General features: G+C 59.1%; 14 protein-coding genes and 7 pseudogenes. 7 read left to right on the top strand and 14 right to left on the bottom strand.

Annotated elements, in window-relative coordinates:
* Positions 1-24 precede the first annotated feature (24 nt).
* Complete coding sequence (locus tag JCM25146_RS01645; protein ID WP_025825406.1) at positions 25-438, bottom strand: MarR family transcriptional regulator; 414 nt, start codon at positions 436-438, stop codon at positions 25-27.
* A gap of 170 nt (positions 439-608) precedes the next feature.
* A complete protein-coding gene (locus tag JCM25146_RS01640; protein WP_025825404.1) occupies positions 609-2,033 on the bottom strand; it encodes a leucyl aminopeptidase family protein in 1,425 nt (474 codons plus the stop codon).
* Between the two features lie 112 nt (positions 2,034-2,145).
* Between JCM25146_RS01640 and JCM25146_RS16420 the strand changes: the two are divergent.
* Together JCM25146_RS16420 and fdxA are read left to right on the top strand one after the other, a co-directional pair.
* Positions 2,146-4,730 (top strand): annotated as a pseudogene (locus JCM25146_RS16420) (helicase-related protein).
* A gap of 165 nt (positions 4,731-4,895) precedes the next feature.
* The gene (gene fdxA / locus JCM25146_RS01630; protein WP_025825402.1) at positions 4,896-5,228 is read left to right on the top strand and encodes a ferredoxin FdxA; all 333 of its coding nucleotides are present in this window, start codon (positions 4,896-4,898) and stop codon (positions 5,226-5,228) included.
* A gap of 253 nt (positions 5,229-5,481) precedes the next feature.
* Here fdxA and cyoD read toward each other — a convergent pair whose 3' ends face one another.
* The 5 genes and pseudogenes from cyoD to JCM25146_RS01595 all read right to left on the bottom strand — a co-directional run bounded on the left by cyoD (position 5,482) and on the right by JCM25146_RS01595 (position 10,707).
* Positions 5,482-5,814, bottom strand: a complete 333-nt coding sequence (gene cyoD, locus JCM25146_RS01620; RefSeq protein ID WP_025825400.1) for a cytochrome o ubiquinol oxidase subunit IV — start codon at positions 5,812-5,814, stop codon at positions 5,482-5,484.
* Positions 5,814-6,419, bottom strand: a complete 606-nt coding sequence (gene cyoC, locus JCM25146_RS01615) for a cytochrome o ubiquinol oxidase subunit III (protein WP_025825398.1) — start codon at positions 6,417-6,419, stop codon at positions 5,814-5,816. The genes cyoD and cyoC overlap by 1 nt, the downstream gene beginning before the upstream one ends.
* A pseudogene (gene cyoB / locus JCM25146_RS16415) lies at positions 6,419-8,409 on the bottom strand (cytochrome o ubiquinol oxidase subunit I). Before cyoB ends, cyoC begins: the two are co-directional and overlap by 1 nt.
* A gap of 5 nt (positions 8,410-8,414) precedes the next feature.
* The gene (gene cyoA, locus JCM25146_RS01605; RefSeq protein WP_025825396.1) at positions 8,415-9,341 is read right to left on the bottom strand and encodes a ubiquinol oxidase subunit II; all 927 of its coding nucleotides are present in this window, start codon (positions 9,339-9,341) and stop codon (positions 8,415-8,417) included.
* Positions 9,342-9,933: 592 nt separating this feature from the next.
* Positions 9,934-10,707: a Bax inhibitor-1/YccA family protein gene (locus tag JCM25146_RS01595; protein WP_025825394.1), complete on the bottom strand. Its 774-nt coding sequence runs from the start codon at positions 10,705-10,707 to the stop codon at positions 9,934-9,936.
* A 198-nt stretch (positions 10,708-10,905) separates the two neighbouring features.
* On the opposite strand from JCM25146_RS01595, the gene JCM25146_RS01590 reads away from it, so the two are divergent.
* From JCM25146_RS01590 to JCM25146_RS01580, 3 genes and pseudogenes are all read left to right on the top strand, one after another.
* Entirely contained in the window at positions 10,906-11,430 is a 525-nt protein-coding gene (locus tag JCM25146_RS01590; RefSeq protein ID WP_148298924.1) for a hypothetical protein, read from the top strand.
* Between the two features lie 208 nt (positions 11,431-11,638).
* A pseudogene (locus JCM25146_RS16410) lies at positions 11,639-13,868 on the top strand (PQQ-dependent dehydrogenase, methanol/ethanol family).
* A 47-nt stretch (positions 13,869-13,915) separates the two neighbouring features.
* Complete coding sequence (locus tag JCM25146_RS01580; RefSeq protein WP_025825390.1) at positions 13,916-15,334, top strand: c-type cytochrome; 1,419 nt, start codon at positions 13,916-13,918, stop codon at positions 15,332-15,334.
* Between the two features lie 155 nt (positions 15,335-15,489).
* Here the strand turns inward: JCM25146_RS01580 and JCM25146_RS23170 are convergent, their stop codons facing one another.
* Entirely contained in the window at positions 15,490-15,630 is a 141-nt protein-coding gene (locus JCM25146_RS23170) for a hypothetical protein (protein ID WP_242400836.1), read from the bottom strand.
* On the opposite strand from JCM25146_RS23170, the pseudogene JCM25146_RS16405 reads away from it, so the two are divergent.
* Positions 15,592-16,151 (top strand): annotated as a pseudogene (locus tag JCM25146_RS16405) (uracil-DNA glycosylase family protein). The gene JCM25146_RS23170 and the pseudogene JCM25146_RS16405 overlap by 39 nt on opposite strands.
* 58 nt (positions 16,152-16,209) lie before the next feature.
* Here the strand turns inward: JCM25146_RS16405 and JCM25146_RS16400 are convergent.
* From JCM25146_RS16400 to JCM25146_RS01540, 6 genes and pseudogenes are all read right to left on the bottom strand, one after another.
* Positions 16,210-17,507 (bottom strand): annotated as a pseudogene (locus JCM25146_RS16400) (glycerate kinase type-2 family protein).
* A 78-nt stretch (positions 17,508-17,585) separates the two neighbouring features.
* The gene (locus JCM25146_RS01560; RefSeq protein ID WP_025825388.1) at positions 17,586-19,820 is read right to left on the bottom strand and encodes an FUSC family protein; all 2,235 of its coding nucleotides are present in this window, start codon (positions 19,818-19,820) and stop codon (positions 17,586-17,588) included.
* 153 nt (positions 19,821-19,973) lie between these two features.
* A complete protein-coding gene (locus tag JCM25146_RS01555) occupies positions 19,974-20,507 on the bottom strand; it encodes an adenine phosphoribosyltransferase (RefSeq protein ID WP_025825386.1) in 534 nt (177 codons plus the stop codon).
* A gap of 160 nt (positions 20,508-20,667) precedes the next feature.
* Positions 20,668-22,927, bottom strand: a pseudogene (locus JCM25146_RS24745) (ATP-binding protein).
* Between the two features lie 94 nt (positions 22,928-23,021).
* On the bottom strand, positions 23,022-24,284 hold the full coding sequence (locus tag JCM25146_RS01545) for a multidrug effflux MFS transporter (protein WP_148298946.1): 1,263 nt from the start codon (positions 24,282-24,284) through the stop codon (positions 23,022-23,024).
* A gap of 150 nt (positions 24,285-24,434) precedes the next feature.
* Positions 24,435-25,115: a TVP38/TMEM64 family protein gene (locus JCM25146_RS01540; RefSeq protein WP_025825383.1), complete on the bottom strand. Its 681-nt coding sequence runs from the start codon at positions 25,113-25,115 to the stop codon at positions 24,435-24,437.
* Between the two features lie 118 nt (positions 25,116-25,233).
* Between JCM25146_RS01540 and JCM25146_RS16390 the strand changes: the two are divergent.
* Positions 25,234-26,285: pseudogene (locus JCM25146_RS16390) on the top strand (COX15/CtaA family protein).
* Positions 26,286-26,350: the final 65 nt, after the last annotated feature.

The raw sequence follows: 26,350 nt of genomic DNA, 5'->3' as shown, positions 1-26,350 counted from the left end.
TACAGGCTGGATAAAATCGGCAGCTCAGGCTGCCGCAACACGGCGCAGGCGGCGCACGGTTGCAACCTTGGGTTCCTGCTGGGCGCTCTGGCCCGCATCACGCACGGTGGTGCCCATAATGGAACGGATTTCCTTCAGGTAGGACGCGCCCTTGGGGGTGCGCTGCACCAGAACGGAACGACGATCCAGCGGGTCCACCTTGCGGCGTGCCAGATCCAGCTCGCTCAGGCGGTCCAGTGCGCGGGTAATGGCAGGCTTGGACACGTTCAGGCTTGCCGCCAGACCACGCACCGTATGCCCGCTCTCGTCCAGATAGCAGGTCAGAAACACAGCAAGCTGACGGGCGGACAGGTCCGGCCCTTCTCCGCGTACCAGTGCAACAACGGTATCCCGCAGGGTCTTGACCAGATCCTCTGCCTTTTCTGCGGCCTGTGCCATGACGTTCAACTTCCTTTTCTGCCGTGGGCCAGAGCTTTGGCCCGTCCGGCTGTGTTGTTCCGGCCCCTATTCAAACCGGAATGAATTTCATGTGCTTTATATAGACACCGAAACGATTTTTTAAAGTGTTGTAACAAAAAATTATTACGCTCAGTCAACTTGTCCTAGCTTTACGTCTTTTCCGTGTCATTCGTTCCACAAAGAGAACGGATTACACGGAAAAGTGCACGAATTCCGGGGGTATCGCCCCCTTCCGGTCGCCCCGGTCTGCTGGAATCGTTCCATGCATAACTATCGACATGCGCCCAGCGCTGGTCTGGTTTTACAAATTGTTCCAAGAACAATCCCGCCGTAATTGCTCCCGCCATAGGGCGGGAGGCAATATTGTTCAGGTCCGCCACAGAGCTTTTCAACCAGCCCACATAGCCCTGCCAGAGCGGCAGACGCCACAGGGGGTCTGCCTCATATTCCGCAGCTTCTGCAAACAGTATGGCCGTGGAATCGCTGTTGCAGAACAGAGCTGGCAGGTCCGGCCCCAGCGCCACGCGGGCCGCACCTGTAAGGGTGGCCACATCCACCAGCAGGGCCGGTGCGCTCTCACCCGCCTCATACAAAAGATCACTCAGCACCAGTCGCCCCTCGGCGTCGGTATTGCCAATTTCCACAGTCAGGCCCGACCGGCTACGGATGACATCCAGCGGACGCATGGCGTGGCCGGACACGCTGTTTTCCACGCAGCCCAGCCGCAGCTCCAGCCTTACGGGCAGGTCCTGCGCCATGACCAGCCAGGCCAGTGCCAGCACCGTGGCGGCTCCGCCCATGTCCTTTTTCATCCGCAACATGCCACTTGAGGGTTTGATGTCATACCCCCCGCTATCAAAGCACACACCCTTGCCCACAAGAGAGATAAGGGGTGCATCCTTACCTGCATGCGTACCACTCCAGCGGGCCAGAACCACCCGTGGCGCGCGCTCCGAGCCATTGCCCACATGCGCCAGCAAGGGGTAGGCCGCATCCAGTTCTGCCCCCTTGATCACCTCCACATCCGCACCCAGCGGGCGCAACGCCCCCTTGGCCTCACGCGCAAGGTCGGAAGGGCCAAGCAGGTTGGCTGGCATGTTGATCAGGTCTCGGGCAAAGCAGATCGCGCGTGCCATCTGCGCCGCCAGCCCCTTACGCTCCCCTGCCGTAACCACAAGCCGGGGCTGTGCAGGGGCCTTGTCTTGCGTCTTCAGGCTGTAGCAATACGCCCCAAGGCAGAAGCCCAGAATAACATCATCGCGCGCCACATCGTCTGGCACATGTACGCACCACTCCCCTTCCGGCAGATCAAGTGCAAGCCTACCAAACATGAACGGGTCACGCACATCTGCCGCAGGCAGGCCAAACAGCGCCTGCACCTTACCCTCTGGGCCGGGCACCAGCACCAGTTGTCCAGGCCGGGCCATAAAGCCGCAGTTTTCGGCAAATGCCACGGCAGGCTCACCCGCCAGTGCCACCCACGTCTCTCTCTCCTGAGCACGCACAGCATAGACGGCACACAGTGCCTTGCGCCTGCGGGCAACGCTCAGGCAGTCCAGATCACGAATAGGCATGGCATTCCTCCTTCTTGGGGCACCCTGCGCCTCCCTTTTGCATCATGCAACGGGGGAGATTCTGCTCATTGCCGACTTGCTTTTCGGAGCGGGGCATCCGACCATGCACAGCATGACGGTTTCCACACGCCAGATGGTTCCTGCCCTGCTTACTGCCCGCCTTGCAGAGCGGGCACCTGTCCGGGCTATTCTGGGCCCGACCAATACCGGCAAAACCCATCTTGCGCTTGAGCGGATGCTGGCACACTCCTCAGGGATTATCGGCTTTCCGCTCCGGCTTCTGGCGCGGGAGAACTATGACCGCATGGTGCGCCTGAAAGGGGTGCGCTCGGTGGCGCTGATTACGGGGGAGGAAAAAATCATTCCCCCTCAGGCCCGCTGGTTTTCCTGCACGGTTGAAGCCATGCCCATGAACCGCCCAGTGGACTTTGTGGCGGTGGACGAAATCCAGCTTTGCGCCGACCCCGAACGCGGACATATTTTTACCGACCGCCTGCTCAACGCCCGCGGCCTGTCCGAAACGCTGTTCCTTGGGGCAGACACCATTGCCCCGTTGATGAGAACCCTGATCCGTGACGTGGAGGTAGAAACACGCCCCCGCCTGTCCAGCCTGACCTACACCGGCCATACGCGCCTGTCCCGCCTGCCACCCCGCACGGCCATTGTCGCGTTTTCCATGGCGGATGTGTACGCCATTGCTGAACTGATCCGGCGCAAACGCGGCGGCTGCGCCGTGGTCATGGGGCAGTTATCCCCCCGTACCCGCAACGCGCAGGTTGCCCTCTACCAGAACCGCGAGGTGGATTACCTGGTTGCGACCGATGCCATTGGCATGGGTCTGAACATGAACATTGACCATGTTGCCTTTGCCGGGCTGTCCAAATTTGACGGGCAACGCCACCGCATGCTGGCCCCGGCCGAAATTGCCCAGATTGCAGGCCGCGCAGGCCGTGGCACACGGGATGGCACCTTTGGCACCACCGGAGAATGCCCGCCCCTGCCCGAGACCATGGCCGAAGCCATAGAAACCCATCATTTTGAGCCACTTCCCTTTTTATGGTGGCGCAGCAGCAAGCTCAGCTTTGCCTCCCCTCAGGCCCTGTACGACAGCCTGTGCCGGAAAACCCCGCACCCCAGCCTGCGCCCTGCCGAACCTGCATCCGACATGCAAACACTCAGCGCACTCATGCAGACCCCTGCTGTGCGCACACTGGCCACCACGCCCCAGCATACACGCCTGCTGTGGGAAATCTGCCAGATCCCTGATTTTCGCAAACTGGGGCTGGACAGCCATATCCGCCTGTGTGGCCAGCTCTTTGCCATTCTGGCCAGGGATGGACGTCTACCATCCTCATGGCTCAAAAGCCGCCTTGCCAGTCTGGAGCACACAGGGGGAGAGATAGAGGACCTGATGCACCGCCTGATGGGCATTCGCACATGGTCCTACGTTGCCGCCCACCCCGAATGGGTGGAAAACGCCCCACACTGGCAGCGCCACACCCGCATGCTCGAAGACGCGCTCTCAGACGCATTACACGAAAGACTGGCCAGCCGGTTTGTAGACAGGCGCGCCGCCAGTCTGGCCCGCAGGCTGGAGGAGGCCGATGGCGCCCCCCTGCTGTGCGCCATCAGCAAAACGGGCGAAGTGTGCGTGGAAGGGCACGACGTGGGGCATATGCGCGGCTTTGCCTTTACCCCGGACCCTCAGGCTGCCCGCTCGGACCAGACGCTCATTCTCAAGGCCGCACGCCGCGCGGCCCGCAGCGAGATCCCCCGGCTTGTCACCCGCTTTTTGCAGGCACCGGAGAGTGAGATCACACTCAACCTGCAAACAGGGCATATTCTCTGGCGTGATGACCCCATTGCCCATTTGCGCAAAGGTCCCTCGGTCCTGCACCCTGTCATCCATATTGAAGATGCTGAATTTCTTGAAAGCGCCCACAAGAGCAGAATACGCGAGCGGCTGGCACAGGTCATAACCAACATTCAGCAGCAGGCCCTTGCCCCCCTGTTCCGCGCCGAGCAGGCTGTGGCAGATTACCCCCTGCTCCGTGGCATTGTGCACGCCATGATGGAAAACGTCGGAGTTACCACTCTTGCCGCTCCCCCGCACCTTCCCCCCAAAGAGGCCCATCTGCTGCGGCAACAGGCCATACGGCTGCATGGCGCACTGGCCTTCTGCACCCCCCTGCTCAAACCCCAGCCTATGGCGTTGCGCAGTCTGCTCCTACGCATCCATAATGCCCTGCCCATCGCAGAGCTCCCGCCGCCGGGGGCAGTTTCCATGCGCCTGAATACGCCACCAGACGCAGCTATGCTGGCACTACTCCGCAGCGTAGGCTGGCTTGCAGGCGGCGGTACACTTATTCGACTCGATATTGCTGCCAATATTGTGCAGGACATGCGCGCCTGTGCGCGCGCACGCCCAAGCCTTTGCCTCTTTCTCTGGCATCACGGCTGGGGGTGAGCAAAAAAGACCTGCCAGAAGTGCTCAAGGGGTTGGGAATCCGCCTGCAGTCCCCAACAACCATGCCCCGACACCATGCTGGCCCACCAGCGCCTTTTATGGTTTTGCCAACACGCCGGCCAGAAAAAAGAAAACAGCGTCATTCCCGCCCCGAACATGGCAAACATCTGCAAAATGCCCAAAACAGCAGTCCTTTTGCCATTTTGAGCATGCTCCGGCGACAAATGTAGGAGCAGCTCTGCTGCCAATGAAGTACCCCCTTTCATCCAAGCGGGTTGCCATAGGGCCAAAACCCCATCATATCTGCGCCATCCTTGGTGGCGCGACCGGACAGTCGCCCATCTGACCCCACGCGGCGAGCATGCCTCGACCGCCAGATAATTTCGGAGATGGCAATGACCTACGTGGTCACTGAAAACTGCATCCGCTGCAAATTCATGGACTGTGTGGAAGTCTGCCCCGTTGACTGCTTCTACGCCGGTGAAAACTTTCTGGTCATCAACCCGGATGAGTGCATTGACTGCGGCGTGTGCGAACCTGAATGCCCGGCCGAAGCCATTTTCCCCGACAGCGACGACCGTTCGGCAGCATGGGCGGAAATCAACGCAAAATACGCCAGCCAATGGCCCAACATCACACGCAAAGGCACGGCCCCTGCTGATGCGCAGGAATGGAAAGACAAGCCCAACAAGGCTGAGTTGCTCTCCCCTGAGCCGCATAAAGACTGAACCTGCACCCCCTACAGGTTCCACCATAAAAAAGGCACCGGAAACCCCGGTGCCTTTTTTATGGCCCAGCGACAAGGCCTACACAGGCCAAAGACCAACCATACAGGGCGCGCCATAGCCTGCCCATACGCGCCAGTGCCATGTAAAACGCCCCACCATATGCCCAACAAAAAACCCCGGAGCCTGAGGCCCCGGGGTTTTTGTGCTGACCACCACCCCGGCACAGGCCGGAGTGGTAACGCCGTGCATGATATCAGCGAGACATCATGTTGATGGACGTGTTGGCCATGATGAAGACCGTCCCGACAATCAGGATGGACACGAATGCAACGGTGAAAACAAACGCAATGTTGTTCCAACGTGCTTCCGAGCCACTACCCATGTGCAGGAAGTAGTGCAGATGCACCAGAACCTGAACAAGTGCCAGAACAGAAAGCACCGCCAGCGTGCCGGTTGGCGCAAGGCTGTGGCTCATCACCACACCAAACGACAGAACCGTCAGAATAACAGCAAGAACAAAGCCGATAAGGTACGAAGATACGCTACCGTGGCTCTCGCCCGAGGAGGATGTGTTCGGATTGCTCATCAGATCATGCTCGCCAGATAGACATAGGTGAAAACACAGATCCAGACGATATCCAGGAAGTGCCAGAACAGGCTCAGGCAGGTGAGCTTGTTCATCATGCGTTCCGGAATTTCAGTTGTCCCCATCAGCTGAACCATCAGGGTAACAATCCAGATCAGACCACACGTCACGTGCAGACCATGGGTGGATACCAGCGTGAAGAACGCAGACAGGAATGCACTGCGATCGGGGCCAGCGCCATCCGCGATCATGTGCGCGAATTCACGCACTTCCAGACCAACGAACCCAAGACCAAGCAGGAATGTGACGCCAAGCCACATAATCACCTGACTGATCTGGGTCTTATGGGCGGCAATCATGCCAAACCCATAAGTGATGGAGGAGAGAAGCAGGAGGGCTGTTTCCAGCCCAAGCCCACCAAACTCGAACAGTTCGTGGGGAGTAGGCCCACCATTGAACTGGTTACGCAGGACTGCAAACGTGGCGAACAGAGAGCCAAAGATAATGCAGTCCGTCATCAGATAGACCCAGAACCCGAACACCACCGTATTTTCGTGGTGATGCTCGTCGTGGCCTGCGGTCGGAACAGTTGTGTTCTGTGCCATTATTCTGCTGCCTGTGCCATCAGTTTACGGGTGTGCTCGTTCTCGATCCGGGCAACCTCTTCAGCAGGGATATAGTAATCAATATCCTTGTTGGCGCTGCGTGCGATGACCGTAGCGATCACGCCCACAAGACCAATGGCTGCCAGCCACCAGATATACCACACAGCGGCAAAGCCGAAGATCAGGGCAAACGCACCAGCGGAAATACCAGATGCCGTGTTCTTGGGCATATGGATCGCTTCGTACTGAGCACCAGCCTGACGGGTATCAATGCCATTTTCCTTGTCATGCGTGAACGCATCGAGCGAGCTCACATGGGGGACAATAGCGTAGTTATACACCGGCGGAGGAGAAGACGTGGACCATTCCAGCGTACGACCGTTCCACGGATCACCCGTGAAGTCGCGGTTTTCGGGCTTGTTGCAGTCGCGGATGGAGACAAAAATCTGCATCAGCTGGCAAACAACACCAAACAGGATGAGCACTGCGCCAACTTCGGCGATCAGCATCCAGGGATGCCAGGCCGGGTTGTCATAGTGGTTGATACGACGGGTCATGCCTTCGAAACCGAGGACATAAAGCGGCATAAAGGCAAAGAAGAAGCCAACGAGCCAGAACCAGAAGGCGCGAATGCCCCATGCTTCGTTCATTTTGAAGCCGAGAACCTTCGGAGCCCAGAAGTTCATGCCACAGACGTAACCGAAGTACACACCACCGATAATCACGTTATGGAAGTGGGCAATCAGGAACAGGCTGTTATGCAGCACAAAGTCGGAACCGGGGATGGCCATCATCACACCGGTCATACCACCGATGGTGAACACCACCATGAAGCCAACAGCCCAATACATGCAAGCATGGTACTGGATGCGACCTTTATACATGGTGAACAGCCAGTTGAAGAGCTTAACACCGGTCGGGATGGAGATGATCATGGTTGCGATGCCGAAGAAGGCATTCACGTCCGGACCAGCGCCCATGGTGAAGAAGTGATGCACCCACACAAGGAACGACAGCACCATGATGGAGCAGGTTGCATAGACCATGGTCTTGTAACCGAAGAGCGGCTTGCCCGAGAAGGCAGGCACCACTTCGGAGAACACACCAAAGGCAGGCAGAACAAGGATGTAAACTTCCGGATGACCCCAAGCCCAAATCAGGTTCAGGTAAAGCATCTGGTTGCCGCCACCATCATTGGTGAAGAAGTGCATACCGAAGTAACGGTCCAGACCCAGAAGGGCAACAGCAACCGTCAGCACGGGGAAGGTCGCCATGATCAGGATGGAAGAGCAGAACGCCGTCCATGTGAACACGGGCATCTTCAGCCAGGTCATGCCTGGAGCGCGCATCTTAACAATGGTGACAAAGAAGTTAACACCGGTCAGCAGCGTGCCAACACCAGAGATCTGGATCGCCCAGATATAGTAGTCAACACCCACGCCAGGCTGAACTGCATTTCGGACAGCGGGGGATAAGCCAGCCAGCCGCACTGCGAGAACTCACCAATGAACAGGGAGACGTTCACCAGCATGAACGCAACAGCCGTCATCCAGAAGCTCAGGTTGTTCAGGAACGGGTAAGCCACGTCACGTGCGCCAATCTGGAGCGGCACAATGAAGTTGAACAGACCGGTCATGAACGCCATGGCCAGGAAGAAGATCATGATCGTCCCGTGAGCGGAGAAGATCTGGTCGTAGTGATGCGGGGGCAGGTAACCGGGGTTACCGGCATAGGCCAGCGCAAGCTGGGTACGCATCATGATGGCGTCCGCAAAACCGCGGGCCAGAGCAACCAGCGCCAGTACAATGTACATGACAGCCAGACGCTTGTGATCGACAGAGGTAAACCACTCTTTCCAGAGGTAGCCCCACTTGCCGTAATAGGTAATCAGTCCCAGTACCGCGACACCGACAATGAGAACGCCGATGAACGTACCTACTAGGATCGGCACATCCAACGGGATGGCCGAAAGCGATAGTCTCCCTAGCATAGATCCTATTCCTTCATATTCATGTCGGACATCGCGGACTGCTGCACCTGAATCATCTTGCCAGTGCTTTTGTCCATGACCATGCCGTTGTTGTATTTGGCAACGATCGTGTTGAACATGCCGGGTTCAACATGCGCGAAATATTCGACGGGGTTCGCTTCGCTTGGTGCTGCCAGTTTGGGGTAGGTCTGGCTGTCCAGCTGTTCGGAAGATGCACGCACCTTTTCAACCCAGGCGTTGAACTCATCATTGCTCATCGCCAGAGCATGGAACCGCATATCGGAGAAGCCACGCCCACTGTAGTTGGCGGATTCACCCATGTAATCGCCCGGCTCGCTTGCCAGCAGATGAAGCTGGGTCTGCATGCCTGCCATTGCATAAATCATGGAACCAAGACGCGGGATGAAGAACGAGTTCATCACGGAATCAGAGGTGATGTCGAAGTCAACAGGCGTATTGACCGGCATTGCCAACTGATTAACTGTTGCAATTCCCTGTTCAGGGTAAATGAACAGCCATTTCCAGTCCTGCGCCACAACCTGAACATGCAGCGGCTTGGCATTGGATTCTGCTTCAAGCGGCTTGTAGGGGTCCAGAGAATGACAGGTCTGGTAGGTGATCACTGCCAGAAACAGAATAATCAGGGACGGAACGCCCCAGATCACCACTTCAATCTTGTTGGAGTGGCTCCACTTCGGCAGATATTCGGCACTCGTGTTGGACTGGCGATACTGCCAGGCAAACCAAAGTGTCAGAATAATGGTCGGAACCACTACGATCAGCATTGCGACCACAGAGGTGGTAATAAGGGTTTTAATCCCCTCTCCCACCGGGCCTTTCGGGTCCAGAACGTCTAGTTCGCACCCGGCAAGCAGCAACGCTGACGATAGGCCGCCCAATCGCGCCGTTCTCGCCAGTAACTTGTTTTTCATCGCACGCCTCTTGGTTCTGACATCAACTTAGCCTCACAAAGACTTTTGTCCTGCTGCCACAGAAGCCTGTCAACAGCAAGAAAAACCACGTCCCGGCGGGGGTGATCCACACCTGCACCACATTCTGGTCCTCCGGTAAGAAGACCCGAACATGGTGCATACGGCGCAGCCACGAACCCGGCGGAAACGCATTGCGCACACTTTATTCCCTACGCGAGGATTCTCAAACGTCAGAAAAGTTCCATCTGCCTTTCGTCACAATCAGTTAGCCGTTTTAAGCATGGCATTTGCCCACTTTTGAGGCGTCTGGGGGAGTGAAAGGGGACCTCACAAACTATTTCAAAATATTTCAAAAAATCCAATAATGGCAAAATTTAGTCTGAAATTTCATATTGTTAGGGACCACACAAAATCTCACATCCGTGTTACAACTCAAAGAATTGAAATCAGGACCATTTTGGCACCCATTCTTGATTTTCATGCCATCATTCGGACCAAGCATAACTGCCCATACAAAAAAACCCGGCCATAACTGACCGGGCTTTCCTTTGACGTGAGCAGAACGCGCCATCATGGTTCTGGCAGGCGGGTCTCAATCGCTGGAATTGCGGACACCCATGAACTGCAACAGGAACTGGAAAAGGTTGATGAAGTTCAGGTAGAGGCTCAGCGCGTCATAAACACTGCGCTTGGCGGTCATTTCCGGGCCTTCATACGCAGCAAGCTGTGGGTATGTGACCCGAATCCGCTGAGCATCAAACGCGCTGAACGCCGTAAAGATGAACACCCCGACAATGCTATAGAGATAGTACACCGTCGGGCTCTTGAGGAAGAGGTTGACCAGACCGGCAATCACCAGACCAAAAAGGCCCATCATCAGAAAAGACCCGAACTGGAGCAGATTGGCCTTGGTGACATACCCCCACAGGGAGGTCGCACCGAACATGCATGCCGTTACCAGAAACACGCGTACAATGGACGTATCGGTATAAATGACAAACACGCTGGCCATGCTGGCACCCATGGCAGCACAGAACGCCCAGAACAGACCCTGTGCCCCCTGAAGGGACAGACGATTGATCCCGAACGACATGACCAGCACAAACGCCAGCGGGGACAGCATAGCCAGATCACCCAGCAGGGTCGGGCGCGGCAACGGCCCCGCCGCAGTCTGGAAAACCTGAAAGAACAGGCTGCTCAACCCGGTATTGGCAATGGCGTAAGCCACGATTCCGGTAAGCAGAAGGCCAGATGCCATCCAGTTGTAAACACGCAGCATGTAGCTGCGCAGTCCAGCGTCCAGACTGGCCTGATCGTTCCAGCCTGACGCTGATGCGGGGGAACGGTAGTCGCGACTAAACGACATGGTTTTCTACTCTCCTTATCCAGACAGGTCTGGCTTTGCTTTATACTTGTGGCTGCCCTGTCTTTCCGTCAAGGGTGCGGCACGTCATATAATAGCAGGGCCTGCGGGCAATCGTCGGGGTTATGGTCCCTATATGTCCCACACCCAGTCATAAGGCCAGTTATGTACCTTACTGTTGGTCTTTCCCTCCCTGTGGATATGCGCATTTTTCTGCACGGTTTTCAGGACTTCTTCCCTTCCAGGGAATGGCGGCCCGCACCTGTGCTCTATCTGCCGCTGGTCGCCTTCGGGCGCATGCAACCGCCCGAGTGGGAGGAGCTGGACCAATACCTGTACGCGCTCCACCTACCCACCCCGGTCACACTCCGGCACACGGGTTTTGACGTGTCGGCCAGAGGGAACCGAATCATGCTGGAAGCCACGGTGGAAGCCTCTGTTATAGATCACCTTTCCGTGAAAATCCGGAACGCGGCACGGCAGGCCGGTGTGCCTTCCAGCCACTCCCTTCTCCCCTCTGGCATCGCTTTGGCGGACATCACTGAGGTGGACCCCACGGCATGCAATCTATGGCTCGCAACCCACCGCCATCTCTTTGCCCAGACAGAAGAAGTTTGCGAATTCACCGTGTTCAAGACTGGAAAAAACCGTGAAAACACCTTTTTGGAAGTGATGGCGGAGTACCAGTTTTCGGACCTTTATACCGCCCCGCCCAGCATGTTATAACAGAGTGTTTCAGATGTGACACACACGTTCACATGCGCATCTCAACTGCATTTTCATACGCCTGTTCCCCATCAGGAACGAATATGTGGGGATGCAGCTATTCTCTTGGCGTGATTGACATACAGCGCTGGCCTTGGCTGATGTGTGAGAAACCGGATTTCCGGCTCTATTTTTCCTCATCTTGATACACAGTCGAGGACATGAACGCATGACCCGCCCCGCCTCCGCCAAGAGACGTTCGCTGCTAGGAATTCTCGCGGCTGGAACAATCTGTGCCGCTGCCCTACCTTACGCAGCAGCCCCTGCCCGCGCCGACAGTCTGGGTGACACGGGACAAGCCATCATCCACGCCGATGAGCACCCCGAGAACTGGCTGTCCTATGGACGCACCTACTCTGAACAGCGCTACAGCCCGCTGGATCAGATCAACCGCTCCAATGTTGGTAACCTGAAGCTGGCCTGGTACTTCAACCTGGACAGCAACCGCGGTCAGGAAGGCACGCCTCTGATTGTGGACGGCATCATGTATGCCACGACCAACTGGTCCAAAATGAAAGCCCTTGATGCGGCAACCGGCAAACTGCTGTGGGAATACGACCCCAAGGTGCCCGGCAACATTGCTGACAAGGGCTGCTGCGATACGGTTAACCGTGGCGCAGGCTACTGGAACGGCAAGGTTTACTTTGGCACGTTTGACGGCCGCCTGATCTCCCTGGATGCCAAAACCGGCAAAAAAGTCTGGGAAATCAACACCATTCCTGCCGATGCCTCTCTGGGCAAGCAGCGCTCCTACACTGTTGACGGTGCCGTCCGCATTGCCAAGGGTCTGGTCCTGATCGGCAACGGTGGTGCAGAATTTGGTGCCCGCGGCTTTGTCTCCGCCTTTGATGCGGAAACCGGCAAGCTGAAGTGGCGCTTCTACACTGTGCCTAACAACAAGAACGAACCCGACCATGCAGCGTCGGATAATGTTCTGATGACCAAAGCCTACCGGACATGGCCCCAACGGGGCATGGGTCCGTCAGGGCGGTGGTGGCACCGTGTGGGACTCCATTGTGTATGACCCCGTGTCCGATCTGGTCTATCTGGCCGTCGGTAACGGTTCCCCCTGGAACTACAAATACCGCTCCGAAGGGATCGGCAACAACCTGTTCCTGGGCAGCATTGTCGCCGTCAAGCCTGAAACGGGTGAGTATGTCTGGCACTTCCAGGCCACCACCATGGACCAGTGGGACTACACCTCGGTCCAGCAGGTCATGACCCTTGACGTGCCAATCAATGGTGAGATGCGCCACGTTGTTGTGCAGGCTCCCAAAAACGGCTTCTTCTACATGCTCGACGCCAAGACGGGTGAATTCCTGGCTGGCAAGAACTATGTGTACGAAAACTGGGCCAGTGGCCTTGACCCGCTGACGGGCCGCCCGATCTATAAGCCTGAAGGTCTGTGGACCCTGAACGGCAACTTCTGGTACGGTATTCCCGGCCCGCTGGGTGCCCATAACTTCATGTCCATGGCGTACAGCCCCAAGACCCACCTGATCTACCTGCCAGCACACCAGATTCCGTTTGGCTACCAGAACCAGGTTGGCGGCTTTAAGGCGCACCCGGATGCATGGAACCTCGGTCTGGACATGACCAAGACCGGCCTGCCTGACTCGGCCGAAGCCCGCTCCGCGTACCTGAAGGACCTTAAAGGCGAACTGCTGGCATGGGATCCGGTTAAAATGGAAACCGTGTGGAAGATCGACCACAAAGGCCCATGGAACGGCGGCGTTCTGGCAACTGGCGGCGACCTGCTGTTCCAGGGTCTGGCAAACGGCGAATTCCATGCCTATGACGCCACAAACGGTGCCGACCTTTACAAGTTTGACGCACAGAGCGGCATTATTGCTCCCCCCATAACCTACAGCGTCAACGGCAAGCAGTATGTTGCGGTTGAAGTGGGCTGGGGTGGCATCTACCCGATCTCCATGGGTGCGATGGGCCGTACATCTGGCTGGACAGTCAACCACTCCTATGTGGCCGTGTTCTCGCTCGATGGCACAGCCAAACTGCCCGCCATGAACGAACTGGGCTTCCTGCCCGTCAAGCCGCCTGCGGAATATGACACCAAGGAAGCTGCCAAAGGCTACTTCCAGTACCAGACCTACTGCCAGACCTGCCACGGTGACAACGGCGAAGGCTCCGGCGTGCTCCCCGACCTGCGTTGGTCCGGCGCAATCCGCCATGAGGATGCGTTCTACAACGTTGTTGGCCGTGGTGCACTGACAGCTTATGGCATGGACCGCTTTGACACGAGCATGAAGCCTGAGGAAATCGAGTCCATCCGTCAGTACCTCATCAAGCGTGCGAACGAGAGCTATCAGCGTGAAGTGGATGCCCGAAAGAATGATCAGGGCGTTCCGCTGACCCCGGTCGTGGGCATTCCGCCCCAATAAGCGGCAGTCATGACGTCATTCGGTACACAAGCGATACAGTGGTAAAAATGATGATGAACAGACTAAAAGCCGCTCTTGGAGCGGTCACTGTCGGGCTTCTGGCAGGAACCTCCCTGGCACATGCACAGGGAGCTGAGGAAGACCTGATCAAAAAGGGCGAGTATGTCGCTCGCCTTGGTGACTGTGTGGCTTGCCACACAGCACTGAACGGTCAGAAGTTTGCAGGTGGGCTGGCAATCAAAACCCCCATCGGCATGATTTACTCGACCAACATCACGCCTGACCCCACCTACGGGATTGGCACCTATACGTTGCAGGAGTTTGATGAAGCCGTGCGCCATGGCATCCGCAAGGATGGCAGCACGCTTTATCCGGCCATGCCGTATCCCGCCTTCTCCCGCATGACGCAGGATGATGTGAAGTCGCTTTACGCGTACTTCATGCATGGTGTGCAGCCGGTCGCCCAGAAAAACCGTGAGGTCGGCATCAGCTGGCCCATGTCCATGCGCTGGCCGCTGGCTATCTGGCGCACCATGTTTGCACCCACGCCCAAGGACTTTACGCCTGCTCCGGGTACGGACCCCGAAATCGCCCGTGGTGAATATCTGGTCACGGGTGCCGGGCATTGCGGTGCGTGCCATACGCCCCGCGGCTTTGCCATGCAGGAAAAAGCGCTGGATGCAGCCGGTGGTCCTGACTTCCTTGCCGGTGGCGCACCGATCGACAACTGGATTGCTCCGAGCCTGCGCAACGACCCTGTCGTAGGTCTGGGCCGCTGGTCTGAAGATGATCTGTTCCAGTTCCTCAAGTCCGGCCGTACCGACCACTCCGCCGTATTTGGTGGCATGGCCGACGTGGTTGGCTGGAGCACCCAGTACTTCACGGACTCCGACCTGCACGCCATTGCCAAGTACCTGAAGGCTCTGCCGCCGGTTCCGCCATCACGCGGGGATTACACCTACGATCCGTCCACGGCTCAGGCGCTGGATTCTGGCAACACAGCCAGCAACCCGGGTGCACGGGTTTATGTTGAACAGTGCGCAGCCTGCCATCGTAACGATGGTGGTGGTGTAGCCCGTATGTTCCCGCCGCTGGCCGGTAACTCCGTGGTGGTCACTGACGACCCGACCTCCATTGCCCACATCATCGTGGCTGGTGGCGTGCTGCCGCCCACCAACTGGGCACCTTCGGCTGTTGCCATGCCGGACTACAAGAGCATTCTGTCCGACCAGCAGATTGCTGATGTGGTCAACTTCATCCGCTCTGCATGGGGTAACAAGGCACCTGCCAACGTGACCGCTGCTGACGTTCAGAAACTCCGTCTGGACCACGCCCCGATCCCGACCGCAGGCTGGGCTGACCCCACGGCAGCAACGGCTACATGGGGCCTGTTCATGCCGCAGCCTTACGGCTCTGGCTGGACCTTTGCACCGCAGACCCACACCGGGGTAGACGCAGAGCAGTAAGGTCTTACCGACCCCTGCTTCGCCCTTCCTCTGAGGGACACGACCAGAAAAACACCGCAGTGGCAAGGCTGCGGTGTTTTTTATTGCCCTGCACCACACAGCAGGTGCCCTGCTCTTGGGGAGCAAGACTTACCAGCACACACCCCCGCCCTCTTTTATACGCGGGGTTGCAGCCCCATATGCTGTGGGCGTGATACTTTGCTGAACAGGACCTTCCCCTGCCACCACACACCACAACAGACCACCAGCTTGACAGCCTGCTCCAGCAGATCCGTGGGTGCACGGCCTGCGCCCATGCGCTGCCACTGGGGCCACGGCCTGTATTGCATGTCTCCCCCCGCGCACGGTTGCTGATTGCAAGTCAGGCTCCGGGCACCAGAGTGCATGAGACGGGAATTTCGTTTAACGATGCCTCGGGCGAGCGCCTGCGGGCGTGGCTGGGCATGGACCTGCTCTTTTTTACGATACGGAAAAAGTGGCCATTGTGCCCACGGGGCTATGCTACCCCGGCGTGCTCCCCAAAGGGGGCGACAAGCCCCCAAGGCCGGAATGTGCACCACTGTGGCGCAAGCGTATTCTGGACCATCTGCCCAATATCCGGCTGACCCTGCTGGTCGGCTCCTACGCGCAAAACCATGTGCTGGGCAAAGGCAAGGTGTTTGAGCGGGTAGAGCAGTTCGAGCGCTACCTGCCCACCTATTTTCCCCTACCGCACCCCTCCTGGCGCACGGGCATGTGGGAGCGGCGCACCCCAGCCTTTGCCCAGACTATTCTGCCCGCTCTGCGCCGCGAGGTTGCTCGCGCTCTGGCGGCATAAAACGGACTTATGTCCGCCGCTACGCTGCGGCGGCTTGGCGGGCAGGCCTAGCAATGCATCAAGCGATCAATAGCAGGCGTATATCATTCACGTTGGTCAGTGTTGGACCTGTTACGACCAGATCCCCCACGGCCTTGAAAAAACTGTAACTGTCATGGTTGCGCAAAAATGGCTCGGCCAGACACCCGGCCTGTGCCGCACGGGCCAGTGTGTCGGGCGCAAAAATGGCCCCTGCGGCATCCTCCGTGCCGTCTATGCCATCGCTGTCTCCCGCCAGCCCCCAGATACCGCTCTCGCCCCCCAGAAACTGCGCGCAGGAGAGCAGAAACTCCGTGTTGCGCCCCCCTTTGCCCGCCGTCTCCCCAGCGCGGATGCTGACTGTTGTCTCCCCCCCACTCAGCAGCACGGCAGGGGGACGCACAGGCAGGCCATGCAGGCGGGCTGAGCGCGCCATGCCCCCCAGCAGAATACCTGCCACCTGACTCTCCCCCTCCAGCGCATCCCCCAGAATAAGTGGGGTCAGCCCTTGCTGGCGCGCAACTTCTGCTGCGGCCTGTAACGCCATAAGGGGGGTTGCAATCAGCACCACACGGTTGCGCGGGTCCACAACAGGTGTGTGCGCCCGTTGCGCTGCCACATGGCGTTCAAGCACCTGATGCACGGCAGGAGGCAGGTCCAGCCTGTAGCGCGCCACAATCTGCAGGGCGTCTGCCCCAGTACTGGCCGGGAGCACCGTTGGCCCACTGGCAATGACCGATGGGTCATCCCCCGGTACATCGCTGACCACCAGAGTAAGGACCTGCGCAGGACTGGCAGCCTGCGCCAGCCCCCCGCCCTTGATGGCGGACAGGCGCGCCGCACGGTGTTCATTTCCGTAATGGTGGCACCGGAGTGCAGTAGCTGCCTGCCGACCGCGCGCTTGTCTTCCAACCTCAGGCCTGGTGCTGGGAGCGCCATAAGGGACGACCCGCCACCAGAAACAAGGGCTATCACCAGATCATCCGGGCCAAGGCCGCGGACCGCCTGCATGGCCGCTCTGGCCGCGGCCTCACTCCTGCCATCGGGCACAGGATGGGAGGCTTCAAGGATGCGCACATGCCGTGTGGGCGCAGCATGCCCATCCCGCGTGACCACAACCCCTTCCAGCGGCACATCGGGCCATGCTGCCTCTAACGCTGCGGCCATGGCGGCAGAAGCCTTGCCCGCACCCACCACAACACAACGCCCCTTGGGTTTGGGCGGCAGATGGGCCGCCAGCACCAAAAATGGGTCGGCACTGGCTACGGCGGCATCAAACATGGACCGCAACACGGCTCTGGCCCGCGCATGATCCCATGCGTGGCTTGCATCTGACATGATGGTTCCCCTTTTTATTCTGGCCTGCTCCTGAACACCTTTGCCCCGCGCACCACCCGCAGGCAGCACAGACTGCGTTCAGGAAAACGCCTTGTCCAGATACGGGGAGGATGCATCAAAGAACGCCTGATTTTCCTTCAGTTCCGTTTCAATCACATGCAGGCTGGCCAGCACACGTAACATTTCCTCGCGCACGGACAGATTGGTCTCCGCCTGCTCCATACGGGTCAGATATTCCACGGCCAGATGGGCAGCACGTGCGGTGCGTCCATACTGCCCACCATACCGCCCCGAAAACTGGCGCATGCGGTTCATCATCGCCTGTGTGGCGTGCCGGGCATCGGCTGGAAGAATGTCCCGGGCCAGAATAACGCGCAGGCGCAGCAGGTTCAGCTCTATGGTCATGCCAGACAGCACACCACTGACGTAGCGGTCACGCACATAGGTGTTCCGGTCATCGGTGGTCATGGAAGCAAGGCGGACAAAGCCATCCACCCCACGGCCAATAATTTCGGTCATTGGGGGGGCGGCACGCTGCTGGGCCAGCCTGCGCAGGCGGCGCAGAATACTGACCCGCAGGTCCCAGCGCAGACCATCGGGGTCAAAGGGCAGGAACAGCCGGTACATCCACATGGAAAAAACCATGGCCAGAAACAACGGCAACGCCGTGTTGAAATACAGGAGTTCGTCCATCCGCCCCTGATTCATGGGGCCGATGAGAATGGGCAGGAACAGGTTATACGCAACGGCTGCCAGAATAAGAGGCGGCCATGCAAACGCCAGCCCCCCCACCAGCATGGGCACAGCCAGACAAAGGGCCAGTGTTTCGTAAATAGTGGGCTGGGCCATAACCCACAGGTCAAGCAGCCCGCTCATACCCACCACAACAACTGTACCATGCAAAAACGCCTGCGTGGCCAGTGCAGGCTGCTCCAGCGTGGAGAACAGGGCGCAGACGATGGAGACAAACATCATGAATGTCAGCCCATCCGTCCAGCCTGTTGTAATCCAGAGAATACCTGAGCAGAAAATGGTGACCGAAGCGCGCAGACTATTGGTAAAGGCCATGCGCCAGTCACGATAACTCCGCATAGGATAGCGGAAATGGTCGTGGAGCACGGGGTTGCGGCTCATTTCGAACTGCTCAATGGCCTGTTGCAGTTCGTCCAGAATAGCCCCGAGTTTGTGCAGAAGCTGCCCCTCGCGCGACAGGCTGCTCTCCTGCGCCACGTCAATGGGCGGGTTTGTGGCCGCGATCATCTCCTGCTCAAGGCAGGTCGCTGCAAACTGGGTACAGGTCGCGCGCAGGGCCACCAGATCCCGCAGGACAGGAGCCACAGGCAGATCGTCCGAAAGGCGCTGGGGAATGGTCTGTAAAAAATCGGCCACCTGCCCAGCAACCTGCCGGTAATCCCTCCCCTGACTTTCCGGCATGGAAAGCAGGGCCCCCAAATCCAGCCCGCGTGACATCAGCACGGCTATGGCGGCAAGAGCGGCACGGGCATGGTCGCCCTCATGCTGGTGTTCGCCCATTTCCACTTCGGCAAACTCGACCTGATCGCTCAGGCTGACAATGGTTGTGAATACATCGGGGGAATTGGCTACGGCACGCCGGTCCCCACCCAGCAGGCGCACAAGGGCTGGGACTGCACCATCCAGAGCCTGCACAAAGTTGGTGGCAAGCCTGTTCCTTGCCCGCAGGCCAAGCCTGTACTGGAACAGGGAGGAAATGGTGGTTTCCACCACAATGCCCAGCGTAATATACGTGGCACGCGCCATGGCGATATGAAAAATATGGTCCGGAGCCGCAGCCCCATCCAGCGCAATAATGGCGTAGGTAAAACCAGAGGCCCGCATGCCATGGATACGGTAATTGGTCATGGTAGCAGGGCCGGGCAGCAAAGTACCTACAAAGCAGAACCCGCCAATACCCACCGCAACCCAGAAGATATAGAGCAGCGGCGACTGCGGCATACTGCCCACAAGGACAAGGGCACAGATGGTACCAACCACCATGCCAAACATATGCCACCGCGCCTTGGCAATGGATTTGCCGCGCGTACCCTGTGCAACCATCCACACGGTCAGGGCGGCCCATTGCGGGCTACCCAGCTCCCACCACAGGGCAATGCCAAGAGCTATGAGGGAGGAAATGGTGGTGCGGAGCGCATAACCAAAAGACAGCAGGTTAGGAGCAAACAGCCAGCGCAACCTGCTCAGGTCACGCGGGGGGCCACCGCCCTCCAACGCCTGACGGACAATGGTGCTGAGGGCCTGACAGAGCTGGCCAAATGAAAACGCCGCAGCCTTCATGCCGCGTTCTGCCGGTCAGGACTGATCATAAATACTGCCATTCGCCTCTTCTTACCTCAAAGAAGCGCAAAAGCGTATTCACACCTCGTATGCCCTGTCCTGCACCCAGCGTTCCGCACAGGACATGGCATGAGGGAAAACCAGGTTCCGCTTTTAGTCTTCGTAGGACAGCAGGCTTGTTACGGTCGTATCCAGCTTGTCACGCCCACCAAGGCCGATCAGTTCAACCAGAACGGACGCGCCAACAACCTCGGCACCAGCCTTGCGCAGCAGAGCAATGGAGGCTGCCAGTGTGCCACCGGTTGCCAGCAGGTCATCCATCACCACAACGCGCTGGCCGGGTTTGACGGCATCGGCCTGAATTTCCAGCGTATCGGAGCCGTATTCAAGGTCGTATGTGTGGGCAATTGTCTGGCCGGGCAGCTTGCCGCTTTTGCGCAGCATCAGCATGCCACAGCCCATCCGGTCGGCAATCGGTGCGGCAGTCAGGAACCCGCGGGATTCCACAGCGGCCAGCAGGTCTGGCTGAAGGGGAGCAATCTGGCGGGTCAGACGCCCCATGGCAATCTGCCATGCATCGGGGTTTCGCATCAGGGTTGAAATATCGTAAAACAGAATACCCGGCTTGGGAAAATCTGGAATGTGACGGATGTAATCCTTGAGGTCGATGTCCTGACGTCCCGTCATGATATGTGACAATCCTTACATGCATGCGCCCAACGCCGTGGAAGCGCGTTTTCCATCCTGCCTTATTCCCGTAGGTCAAGCACCGCTGGCGAACAGGTCTTTGGCAACCGGCCCCGCTCTATCCCGCACGGGAGCGTTCCGCAAGGGACGATCTGGTTGCTCAGGCTCCCGCCCGCGCCCCCAGTGCCGCCGTTACGGCCTCCATCAGCCCATCACGGCGGAACGGTTTGGCAAGCAGGCGCGCATTGGGCACACTCCCCTCCGGCGGTGGGGAATCGAGGGTCAGATCGCCCGACATGTACACCACCGCCAGCGCGGGATAACGCTCAACCAGCACGCGGGAGAGGGTCACCCCATCAAGCGGGCCGGGGAGCTGGATATCAGTCACCAGCAGGTCGAGCGTACCCTCAACCCCCGCTGCCGTATCAAACGCCTGCTCGCCATCTCCTGCCTCAAGCACCCTGTGGCCAGCCATGCCCAGAATGGTCACCACAATATCGCGGATGGCGGCATCATCCTCCACCACAAGCACCTGCAGGCTGCGCCCCTGTGCCTGTGGCGCAGGGCTTGCGGGCCTGACTGGCGCTGACCGGACTGCCGCCGCAGGCTCATCCTCCCCCACATGGGCGGTTAGGGCACGCGGCAACCACAGCGAGACCTCGGTGCCGCTACCACGCCCCGTGGCCACCACAACGCGGCCATTAACCTGCTGGGAAAAAGCCAGAACCATGGCCATGCCAAGACCCGTACCGGCCCCTTCCCGCTTGGTGGTGAAAAACGGCTCGAACAGACGGTCCATGACCTCACGCGTCATGCCAAAACCGCTGTCCACCACATCCAGCCTGACCCAGTCGCCCGCAGGCAGGGGGAGGGGTCAGACACCACACGAATACTGCGCCCCTCCTCCACCGGCAGGCCCATCAGATCCGCATTGACGGAGAATGTGACATTGCGTGCCGTAATGCGCAGCCGCCCGCCAGATGGCATGGCGTCACGCGCATTGATGGCCAGATTGAGCACGGCACTTTCCAGCTGTGCCGGGTCCACGCGCACGGGCCAGACGTCGGCCACAACACCGCACTCCACCACAATGCGCGGACCAATAACACGCCCCAGCAAACCACCCAGAAAGGAAAACAGGTCGGACAGGCGCAGCGAATCGGGTTCTCCGCGCTGTCTGCGCATGAAGGAGAGGAGCTGCCCTGTAAGAGCCTCGGAACGATGACCCGCATGGGTAGCGGCGGACAGATACTCCTGCCGCTGCTCCACCTGATCGGGCTGATCGTATTCCGACGCAAGCTCAAGGTTGCCCAGAATAACCGTCAGCAGGTTTTTGAAATCATGCGCAATGCCTGCGGTCAGCTGGCCAAGGGCGCGCAGCTTCTGCGCTTCACCAAGGGCGCGCTCACTACGCAGGCGCATGGTAATGTCGGCCGCAGTCAGCACAAAGCCGCGCCGCTCGGCCGCCCCATCGGGGGCAAAGAACAAGGTGCGGCACAACTCCAGATCGGCACCATTGCCACCCTTGCACTCCACCACTACCGGGGGAGCCAGCTCCCCTTTGGACAGGCTGCCCTCAATATGTTCAAACGGCTCCAGCAGGGGCACACCATCCACCACCAGCCGACCGCTCAGGGCGTTATAGGACAGACCAGTACGCAAAAAATCCTTGCCCAGACCGAGCACCGTGGCCAGTTGCTCATTCCAGTGCCACAGGCGTCCATCAGCCCCGAACACCGCAACCCCCAGACTCAGGCTGTCCAGCGTCGCACGCAGCCGTAACGCCAGATCGCGCGAGGAGGCCTCTGCCCTTGCCGCAGCAAGGGATGAACGGTCCAGCACCCAGCCCGCCGAAATCATGCTGAGAACGCCGGTCAGAATCCCCAGCAGCGCCAGCCTGCGCTGCCAGCTTGTATTGCGCAGCATGTTGGCCACGCGGTCTGCCTGATCCAGTGTGCTGGCGCGGCTTAAAACAGACAGGTTCTTGTCCAGTGTTGCCAGCAGGGCGGCCCCACCCTGCGGCATGGCATCGGCTGATCTGGGCCATGTGCTAATCGTCTGGAGTTGATGCTCCACCACATCAAGCACCTCCTTGCGCCCCCCGCCCTCACGCAGTTGCACGGAGCGGAACCCATCAAACCCCGCGCGGGCATCGGCCAGCTGGGTTACGGCCTGCTGGTAGCACTCCCCGTCAACCGGGTTATGTTCGGCCTCAAAGGCATAATGCAGATACGGGCATCACTGGTGGCGTGGTGCACACCGCGCAGATAACTGCCTGCTGCCGTGCTCTGACGGTCCATGTCACCATGGCGGGCCATGTCATTGCCGAGTTCTATGCCAATGCCACCAAAGGTCACAATCAGCACGCCAGCTCCGATAAGAGCCAGAATATGAGCCCGTCTTGCCGGATGCCGTAGCATGTCAGGCATGCTCCCTTTAGTTATGTGTCCACCACGCCATGCGGGCATGGCATCTGTAGCCATGGTTGAGCAAGGCATGGCTGCCCATGCGCGATCAGGCACCACCCCGCCCGATGGGGCGGAGCGCATGCATACCCAGCATCATAAGCGCACCAAGGCACATACATCCAGCCATTGGTAACGCAGATGTGGCCGCAAACAACCCGACAACCACACCGGCCAGGGCGCCAAGCACGTATTGCAGCGTACCTGCCAGCGCCGATGCCGCCCCCGCCTGGGAGGGATGGTCGGCCAACGCCATCATCATCGCATTGGGGAAAATAATACCCGTAGGGGCCAGAGCCAGCACCATGGTGGCAATAACCAGCCAGACCTCATACGCCTTACTGGCGGGGGAGGCATACCACCCACCCCACAGGCTGACCCCCACCATAAGCACCGTGCCCACAACCGACAGGACCACCCCACCAGATAGCAGGCGACCGGGGTCCACCCGCCCAACCAGCAGGCCATTGACCTGCGATGCCCCGATCATGAACATCGCCATGACCCCGAACAGCATGGAAAAATGCAGCGGCGAAAAATGAAAAAGCCGCACAAAAACAAACGGAGCTGCCGTAAGGTAGCTGAAGGACATAAACGTCGAGCAGGCCGTCACCATAGCGTAAACGCTGTACCCCCTATCCCCGAGTAAAGTCACATAGCGGGTCAGCAGAGTAATGGGGGAGAGGCTCTGGCGCTTCTGGTAGGGCAGTGTCTCTGGCAGCACCCACAGCACGAGGGCCACGCACGCCACACCATAAACCGCAGACGCCCAGAAAATAATCCGCCACGAAACAAATTCCACTACCAGACCGCCCAGCATGGGAGCCAGAATAGGCACAACCCCCATGACCATAATCAGGCGGGACATCATACGCGCCCCCGCCGCCCGGTCGGACACCACATCGCGCACACAGGCCGTTGGCACCACCAGACTGGCCGAAGCCCCGACGGACGCCACAAACCGGGCGATGGAAAATGTGGTGATATCAGGCGCAAACGCGCAAACGGCAGAGGCTGCGGCATACAACGCATTGCCCACCAGCAGGGGCATGCGCCGGCCATATCTGTCGGCCAGTGGCCCCACACTCAACTGCCCAATGGCAAGACCCACAAACCAGATGGCCAACGTAAACTGCACATTCCCCGCAGTAGTATGGAAGCTCTGTTCCATGGCCGGGAAGGCCGGCAGGTAAATATCGGTCGAAATAGGGCCAACAGCAGTCAGGAACCCGAGCAGCAGGGCCAGCCACCCCGGCACCCCACTGGCAAAAACAGGCCGCGCACCCTCACGCGCCGCTACAGGCCGTTCCATGGAAGAAGATATCATACCCGGCCCTCCGAGCATGACATGTCAGGTAAATGCCGCAAATGGATTATCCCATTGAAAAAAACAATCAGGGGTATGGGGTCTGCCCGCAGGGCCTGACGTAAAAAACGCCGGATTACCCTGCCACAAAGCGGCCTAGGGTTGCCCGCTGGCCACAGCAATGCGGGTATGCCGCCAGAGCCACAGACCCAACACGGCGGAGAGCGCAAACAGTGCGCCCCCTAACCCATACTGCCAGCCAGACCCCACCTGCACACCAGCCCCCAGCAGCACTGCAACGGCGTTCTGGGGCAGCGCACCCAGCAGGGTTGCCGCAACAAATGGCCATACCGCCATACCGGACACGCCCCCAAGCAGGTTAAGCAGCAGGGCTGACCCAACCGGCAGCAGGCGCAATGTCAGAATACTCAGAAAGGGCTTGTGGGTCAGAAAGGCATCCAGCTTTTCAAACCGTGGCCCAAGGCGCGCCTGCGCCCATGAACGACCACCCCATCGGGCCCATAAAAAACCGGCCACACACCCTAATGTAGAGGCGGATGTAATCATGGCAAGCCCCTCGGCCACACCATAAGTCACTCCGGCGGCAAAACCAGCTACCTGCCGGGGCAGGCCAAATGCACACCAGACCGATGCCCCGGCCACAAACACAAGTCGTCCACCAAGGCCCGCACGCAGCATAGCCGTACTGCCCAACACATGCTCCAGAGCAGGCACATGCCGCAGCCCGATGGCGCCCGCAACCAGAATAAGCAGCATAAGCACGGGTTTGAACAACACCTTGGGGGAGTAGGCGGGTGCTGGGGGGGGTGGTTTCATCCCTTGGGCGCTAGCATCTTCTTGCCGCGGGCCGCAAGCTGGCTGTAAACCCTAGCCATAAAGTTTAACTCCAGCGCAAAAGAGTGCCATGCCCACTACGCCCCAGCGCCAGCAAGAGATGACGCCTGCCCACCGCCGCCTGATTTCTGGCTGGCTGTTCCTTCTGTGTTTCATGCTGCTGGGCATGATCGCCATTGGCGGTGTGACGCGCCTGACCGGCTCTGGCCTATCGATCATGGACTGGCAGCCGGTCAGCGGCATGATCCCGCCCCTGTCCCATGCAGAGTGGGAGCGGCTGTTTGCGCTGTACCAGACCATTCCCCAGTACCACCTCCAGCATGAGGGATTCGGGCTGGAAGGGTTCCAGAAATTTTCTGGGCCGAGTGGATCCACCGCTTCTGGGGGCGGCTCATGGGGCTTGTGCTGCTGCTTCCACTCCTGTGGTTTGTGGTCAGGGGCATGATTACCCGCCGCCTTGCGGTGCGGCTGTTTGTGTTTTTTATCCTCGGCGCTCTTCAGGGTGGCATTGGCTGGTTTATGGTCGCCTCGGGCTTTCGGGCCAACAGCACGGCTGTGGAACCCGTCCGGCTGGTGCTGCACCTGAGTGCGGCCCTACTGCTGTATGGCGCCATCCTGTGGACGGCCTTTTCCATCCGCTGGCCCCAGCCCGAACCAACGGCCCAGACCCCCGGTGTACGGCTGACACGGCGTCTGGCGTGCATCAGCATTGGTGTGCTGTGCACCACCATTATTGCGGGCGGTTTTACGGCAGGCACGCATGCGGGCTTTTTGTTCAACACCTTCCCGCTTATGGATGGGCACCTTGTTCCCGCCGACTATGCCCAACTCTCCCCTCTGTGGATGAACTGGGTGGTCAACAAAGCCGCCATCCAGTTTGACCACCGGCTGCTGGCCACCCTGACCGCCCTGAGCATTGGTGCCGTTCTGCTGGCTGGCCTGCGCAAAGGTGCGGGCCTTGGCCCACAGGCGCAAAACGGCATTATTCTGCTCGGCTGGGCGGTGCTGATCCAGTACGCGCTGGGGGTGACCACCCTTTTGCTGGTGGTGCCGGTATGGGCAGGTGCAGTGCACCAGACCTTTGCTGCCGTGCTACTCGGGGTCATGCTGTATGTGCTGCATACCCTGCGCCGGGGCAGGCCGCAGGGTTGACGTAAAGCCAGATGAATTGCCCACCCCGGTCATTTTCCTGTTGCACTGGCACGGGAGGGCGGTAT

It is taken from the genome of Acetobacter okinawensis JCM 25146 (genome assembly GCF_000613865.1).
Taxonomy (GTDB): Bacteria; Pseudomonadota; Alphaproteobacteria; order Acetobacterales; family Acetobacteraceae; genus Acetobacter; species Acetobacter okinawensis.
Note: the sequence above shows the minus strand (reverse complement) of the source record. Positions and strands in the feature narration are given on the sequence as shown.

What these genes read in the sequence shown, in the direction of transcription:
- JCM25146_RS01645 (WP_025825406.1), bottom strand. Translation starts at nt 438, where the DNA reads ATGGCACAGGCCGCAGAAAAGGCAGAGGATCTGGTCAAGACCCTGCGG.
- JCM25146_RS01640 (WP_025825404.1), bottom strand. Translation starts at nt 2,033, where the DNA reads ATGCCTATTCGTGATCTGGACTGCCTGAGCGTTGCCCGCAGGCGCAAG.
- fdxA (WP_025825402.1), top strand. Translation starts at nt 4,896, where the DNA reads ATGACCTACGTGGTCACTGAAAACTGCATCCGCTGCAAATTCATGGAC.
- cyoD (WP_025825400.1), bottom strand. Translation starts at nt 5,814, where the DNA reads ATGAGCAATCCGAACACATCCTCCTCGGGCGAGAGCCACGGTAGCGTA.
- cyoC (WP_025825398.1), bottom strand. Translation starts at nt 6,419, where the DNA reads ATGGCACAGAACACAACTGTTCCGACCGCAGGCCACGACGAGCATCAC.
- cyoA (WP_025825396.1), bottom strand. Translation starts at nt 9,341, where the DNA reads ATGAAAAACAAGTTACTGGCGAGAACGGCGCGATTGGGCGGCCTATCG.
- JCM25146_RS01595 (WP_025825394.1), bottom strand. Translation starts at nt 10,707, where the DNA reads ATGTCGTTTAGTCGCGACTACCGTTCCCCCGCATCAGCGTCAGGCTGG.
- JCM25146_RS01590 (WP_148298924.1), top strand. Translation starts at nt 10,906, where the DNA reads ATGCGCATTTTTCTGCACGGTTTTCAGGACTTCTTCCCTTCCAGGGAA.
- JCM25146_RS01580 (WP_025825390.1), top strand. Translation starts at nt 13,916, where the DNA reads ATGATGATGAACAGACTAAAAGCCGCTCTTGGAGCGGTCACTGTCGGG.
- JCM25146_RS23170 (WP_242400836.1), bottom strand. Translation starts at nt 15,630, where the DNA reads ATGGGCGCAGGCCGTGCACCCACGGATCTGCTGGAGCAGGCTGTCAAG.
- JCM25146_RS01560 (WP_025825388.1), bottom strand. Translation starts at nt 19,820, where the DNA reads ATGAAGGCTGCGGCGTTTTCATTTGGCCAGCTCTGTCAGGCCCTCAGC.
- JCM25146_RS01555 (WP_025825386.1), bottom strand. Translation starts at nt 20,507, where the DNA reads ATGACGGGACGTCAGGACATCGACCTCAAGGATTACATCCGTCACATT.
- JCM25146_RS01545 (WP_148298946.1), bottom strand. Translation starts at nt 24,284, where the DNA reads ATGGAACGGCCTGTAGCGGCGCGTGAGGGTGCGCGGCCTGTTTTTGCC.
- JCM25146_RS01540 (WP_025825383.1), bottom strand. Translation starts at nt 25,115, where the DNA reads ATGAAACCACCCCCCCCAGCACCCGCCTACTCCCCCAAGGTGTTGTTC.